The organism is Cryobacterium sp. TMT1-3 (assembly GCF_004402315.1).
GTDB classification, from domain to species: domain Bacteria; phylum Actinomycetota; class Actinomycetes; order Actinomycetales; family Microbacteriaceae; genus Cryobacterium; species Cryobacterium luteum.
In genome coordinates this window covers 1-5,679 of sequence record NZ_SOFW01000025.1, presented here as the reverse complement: position 1 = coordinate 5,679, position 5,679 = coordinate 1, and the positions used below count along the sequence as shown (strand labels likewise).

Below are 5,679 nucleotides of genomic sequence, written 5' to 3'. Positions count from 1 at the left end.
GTCCGATCCTTGAGAACTCAACAGCGTGCACAATGTCAAATGCCAAAAACCTCGTGGTTGTGGCCCGTTTCTAGCGGGGTGCAGCTAAGAGATTCCTTTGGAAATAATATTGAACAAGTCCTAGCTTCGGTTAGGCAACTAAACAAAGCAAGTCAGTAATGATTTGTTCTTGTCAGTTTCAAACTTGCATCTGTCCAGCCTATTCCGGTTGGTGGGTGCACTAGATGGGCGCTCAGCTTGCTGGGTAGCTATTCAAACATTTACGGAGAGTTTGATCCTGGCTCAGGACGAACGCTGGCGGCGTGCTTAACACATGCAAGTCGAACGGTGAAGGGGAGCTTGCTCCTTGGATCAGTGGCGAACGGGTGAGTAACACGTGAGCAATCTGCCCTTGACTCTGGGATAACTGCGGGAAACTGTAGCTAATACCGGATATTACCTTGGAAGGCATCTTCTGGGGTGGAAAGAATTTTGGTCAAGGATGAGCTCGCGGCCTATCAGCTAGTTGGTGAGGTAATGGCTCACCAAGGCGACGACGGGTAGCCGGCCTGAGAGGGTGACCGGCCACACTGGGACTGAGACACGGCCCAGACTCCTACGGGAGGCAGCAGTGGGGAATATTGCACAATGGGCGCAAGCCTGATGCAGCAACGCCGCGTGAGGGACGACGGCCTTCGGGTTGTAAACCTCTTTTAGTAGGGAAGAAGCGACTGGGTTTTCCTGGGAGTGACGGTACCTGCAGAAAAAGCACCGGCTAACTACGTGCCAGCAGCCGCGGTAATACGTAGGGTGCAAGCGTTGTCCGGAATTATTGGGCGTAAAGAGCTCGTAGGCGGTTTGTCGCGTCTGCTGTGAAAACCCGAGGCTCAACCTCGGGCCTGCAGTGGGTACGGGCAGACTAGAGTGCGGTAGGGGAGATTGGAATTCCTGGTGTAGCGGTGGAATGCGCAGATATCAGGAGGAACACCAATGGCGAAGGCAGATCTCTGGGCCGTAACTGACGCTGAGGAGCGAAAGCATGGGGAGCGAACAGGATTAGATACCCTGGTAGTCCATGCCGTAAACGTTGGGAACTAGATGTGGGGACCATTCCACGGTCTCCGTGTCGCAGCTAACGCATTAAGTTCCCCGCCTGGGGAGTACGGCCGCAAGGCTAAAACTCAAAGGAATTGACGGGGGCCCGCACAAGCGGCGGAGCATGCGGATTAATTCGATGCAACGCGAAGAACCTTACCAAGGCTTGACATATACCGGAAACGGCCAGAAATGGTCGCCCCGCAAGGTCGGTATACAGGTGGTGCATGGTTGTCGTCAGCTCGTGTCGTGAGATGTTGGGTTAAGTCCCGCAACGAGCGCAACCCTCGTCCTATGTTGCCAGCACGTAATGGTGGGAACTCATGGGATACTGCCGGGGTCAACTCGGAGGAAGGTGGGGATGACGTCAAATCATCATGCCCCTTATGTCTTGGGCTTCACGCATGCTACAATGGCCGGTACAAAGGGCTGCGATACCGTAAGGTGGAGCGAATCCCAAAAAGCCGGTCTCAGTTCGGATTGAGGTCTGCAACTCGACCTCATGAAGTCGGAGTCGCTAGTAATCGCAGATCAGCAACGCTGCGGTGAATACGTTCCCGGGCCTTGTACACACCGCCCGTCAAGTCATGAAAGTCGGTAACACCCGAAGCCAGTGGCCGAACCCGTAAGGGACGGAGCTGTCGAAGGTGGGATCGGTGATTAGGACTAAGTCGTAACAAGGTAGCCGTACCGGAAGGTGCGGCTGGATCACCTCCTTTCTAAGGAGCACGTGCACTGCTCGTCTGTATACAGCGAGATCAACGGTGCCAGTCATACCACGACGCCAGTTCTTCCTGAACTGCACGATCTTGGATGGCGCTCATGGGTGGAACATTGACATTGGTATGAGGACGATTGGTTCTCACTCGGTACGCCTGGTTCGCAAGAACTTGGGTTGGAAAAGTGGGTTTCGGAGAGAGTCATATATGCACGCTGTTGGGTCCTGAGGGACCGGAACGTTTCTCCTTCGGGAGGTACGGACTGTTCCTCTGGACCTTTTCTTGTTCACATCACTTGTGAGCTTGAAGGGGTACCGCCCGTACTTTGAGAACTACACAGTGGACGCGAGCATCTTAAATTTGACTCTCGTAAGAGAGCAAATTACAAAGATCTATTTATAGATCATTGGTCAATTTCGATCGTGAGACTTCGGTCTGACGATACTTAATCGATTCAAACTCATGTGATTTCAAATTTTTAAGAGCAAACGGTGAATGCCTTGGCATGTAGAGCCGAAGAAGGACGTAGTAATCTGCGATAAGCCTCGGGGAGTTGATAAACGAACTGTGATCCGAGGATGTCCGAATGGGGAAACCCCGCCAGGCCCGTAAGGTGACCTGGTGACTCCCGCCTGAATATATAGGGCGGGTAGAGGGAACGTGGGGAAGTGAAACATCTCAGTACCCACAGGAAGAGAAAACAACAGTGATTCCGTTAGTAGTGGCGAGCGAACCCGGATGAGGCTAAACCGATCATGTGTGATAGCCGGTAGGCGTTGCATGGTCGGGGTTGCGGGACTTTTCTGCCTATTCTACCGAATGGTAAGGGTTAGAACGTTGTATAGACGAACAGGATTGAAAGCCTGGTCATAGAGGGTGCGAACCCCGTAGTCGAAATGCAGCAATCGCCCGAGAAGTATCCCAAGTAGCACGGGGCCCGAGAAATCCCGTGTGAATCCGTCAGGACCACCTGATAAGCCTAAATACTCCTACATGACCGATAGTGAACAAGTACCGTGAGGGAAAGGTGAAAAGTACCCCGGGAGGGGAGTGAAATAGTACCTGAAACCGTTTGCTTACAAACCGTTGGAGCCAGCTTTGTTCTGGTGACAGCGTGCCTTTTGAAGAATGAGCCTGCGAGTTAGTGATATGTGGCGAGCTTAACCCGAGAGGGGAATGCGTAGCGAAAGCGAGTCTGAATAGGGCGATTCAGTCGCATGTCCTAGACCCGAAGCGAAGTGATCTATCCATGGCCAGGTTGAAGCGACGGTAAGACGTCGTGGAGGACCGAACCCACTTCAGTTGAAAATGGAGGGGATGAGCTGTGGATAGGGGTGAAAGGCCAATCAAACTTCGTGATAGCTGGTTCTCTCCGAAATGCATTTAGGTGCAGCGTTGCGTGTTTCTTGCCGGAGGTAGAGCTACTGGATGGCCGATGGGGCCCAAAAGCTTACTGACGTCAGCCAAACTCCGAATGCCGGTAAGTGAGAGCGCAGCAGTGAGACGGTGGGGGATAAGCTTCATCGTCGAGAGGGAAACAACCCAGACCACCAACTAAGGTCCCAAAGCGCGTGCTAAGTGGGAAAGGATGTGGAGTTGCACAGACAACCAGGAGGTTGGCTTAGAAGCAGCCACCCTTGAAAGAGTGCGTAATAGCTCACTGGTCAAGTGATTCCGCGCCGACAATGTAACGGGGCTCAAGCACGCCACCGAAGTTGTGGCATTGATATTTTTGGTTAGCTAACACCCTTGTGGTGTTGGTTCAGCCGTGTTGATGGGTAGGAGAGCGTCGTGTGGCCAGCGAAGCGGCGGTGTAAACCAGCCGTGGAGGCCACACGAGTGAGAATGCAGGCATGAGTAGCGAAAGACGGGTGAGAAACCCGTCCTCCGAAAGATCAAGGGTTCCAGGGCCAGGCTAATCCGCCCTGGGTAAGTCGGGACCTAAGGCGAGGCCGACAGGCGTAGTCGATGGACAACGGGTTGATATTCCCGTACTGACAAAAAACCGCCCAAACTAATCCAGTAATGCTAAGCATCTGAATCCCCTAGATGGATCCCTTCGGGGTGAAGCGTGGGGCCTAGCGTGCGACCCTATGCTGGTGCGGTTAGCGTATTAACAGGTGTGACGCAGGAAGGTAGCTGAGCCGGGCGATGGTTGACCCGGTCTAAGGATGTAGGCCGAGAGATAGGCAAATCCGTCTCTCATGATGGTTGAGACCCGATGGGTAGCCCGTAAGGGTGAAATCAGTGATCCTATGCTGCCAAGAAAAGCATCGACGCGAGGTTTTAGTCACCCGTACCCCAAACCGACTCAGGTGATCAGGTAGAGAATACTAAGGAGATCGAGAGAATCGTGGTTAAGGAACTCGGCAAAATGCCCCCGTAACTTCGGGAGAAGGGGGGCCTGAGGCGTGAACGGACTTGCTCCGGGAGCGTTCGAAGGCCGCAGAGACCAGTGGGAAGCGACTGTTTACTAAAAACACAGGTCCGTGCTAAGTCGCAAGACGATGTATACGGACTGACGCCTGCCCGGTGCTGGAAGGTTAAGAGGAACGGTTAGCCGCAAGGCGAAGCTGAGAATTTAAGCCCCAGTAAACGGCGGTGGTAACTATAACCATCCTAAGGTAGCGAAATTCCTTGTCGGGTAAGTTCCGACCTGCACGAATGGCGTAACGACTTCCCAGCTGTCTCAACCGCGAACTCGGCGAAATTGCATTACGAGTAAAGATGCTCGTTACGCGCAGCAGGACGGAAAGACCCCGTGACCTTTACTACAGCTTGGTATTGGTGTTCGGTGTGGCTTGTGTAGGATAGGTGGGAGACTGTGAAGCTTGGACGCTAGTTCAGGTGGAGTCATTGTTGAAATACCACTCTGGTCATATTGGATACCTAACTTCGAACCGTGATCCGGTTCAGGGACAGTGCCTGGTGGGTAGTTTAACTGGGGCGGTTGCCTCCTAAAAAGTAACGGAGGCGCCCAAAGGTTCCCTCAACCTGGTTGGTAATCAGGTGTCGAGTGTAAGTGCACAAGGGAGCTTGACTGTAAGACTGACAAGTCGAGCAGGGACGAAAGTCGGGACTAGTGATCCGGCAGTGGCTTGTGGAAGCGCTGTCGCTCAACGGATAAAAGGTACCTCGGGGATAACAGGCTGATCTTGCCCAAGAGTCCATATCGACGGCATGGTTTGGCACCTCGATGTCGGCTCGTCGCATCCTGGGGCTGGAGTAGGTCCCAAGGGTTGGGCTGTTCGCCCATTAAAGCGGTACGCGAGCTGGGTTTAGAACGTCGTGAGACAGTTCGGTCCCTATCCGCTGCGCGCGCAGGAAATTTGAGAAGATCTATCCCTAGTACGAGAGGACCGGGATGGACGAACCTCTGGTGTGTCAGTTGTTCCGCCAGGAGCACCGCTGATTAGCTACGTTCGGAACGGATAACCGCTGAAAGCATCTAAGCGGGAAGCCGGCTTCGAGATGAGATTTCCATCCCTTCGGGGGAGAGGCTCGCAGCTAGACTACTGCGTTGATAGGCCGGATGTGGAAGTGGGGACTAAAGACCCATGGAGCTGACCGGTACTAATAAGCCGATAATTTGATAACACTTCAGTTTGAAGAAGCTGCTTTAGCGTCCACTATGTGGTTCTCGATGTACGGTCGAGAACAAACCCTCATCATTGAGGGCTCTATAATTGAATAATATAGATTCGATTCATCAGAAGATGTTTCGGCGGCTATAGCGAGAGGGAAACGCCCGGTCACATTCCGAACCCGGAAGCTAAGACTCTCAGCGCCGATGGTACTGCAGGGGGGACCCTGTGGGAGAGTAGGACACCGCCGGACTTAACTTAGAACGACCAGAAAGGCCACCCCCGGGTGGCCTTTCTGCGTT

General features: G+C 53.3%; 3 rRNA genes. All 3 read left to right on the top strand.

The window, feature by feature from the left end:
* Positions 1-259: 259 nt before the first annotated feature.
* Positions 260-1,793 (top strand): 16S ribosomal RNA (locus tag E3O25_RS08960).
* Positions 1,794-2,261: 468 nt separating this feature from the next.
* A 23S ribosomal RNA gene (locus E3O25_RS08955) occupies positions 2,262-5,390 on the top strand.
* A 123-nt stretch (positions 5,391-5,513) separates the two neighbouring features.
* Positions 5,514-5,630, top strand: a 5S ribosomal RNA gene (gene rrf, locus E3O25_RS08950).
* Together the 16S, 23S and 5S rRNA genes form the textbook arrangement of a ribosomal RNA operon.
* The last annotated feature ends 49 nt before the right edge of the window (positions 5,631-5,679 follow it).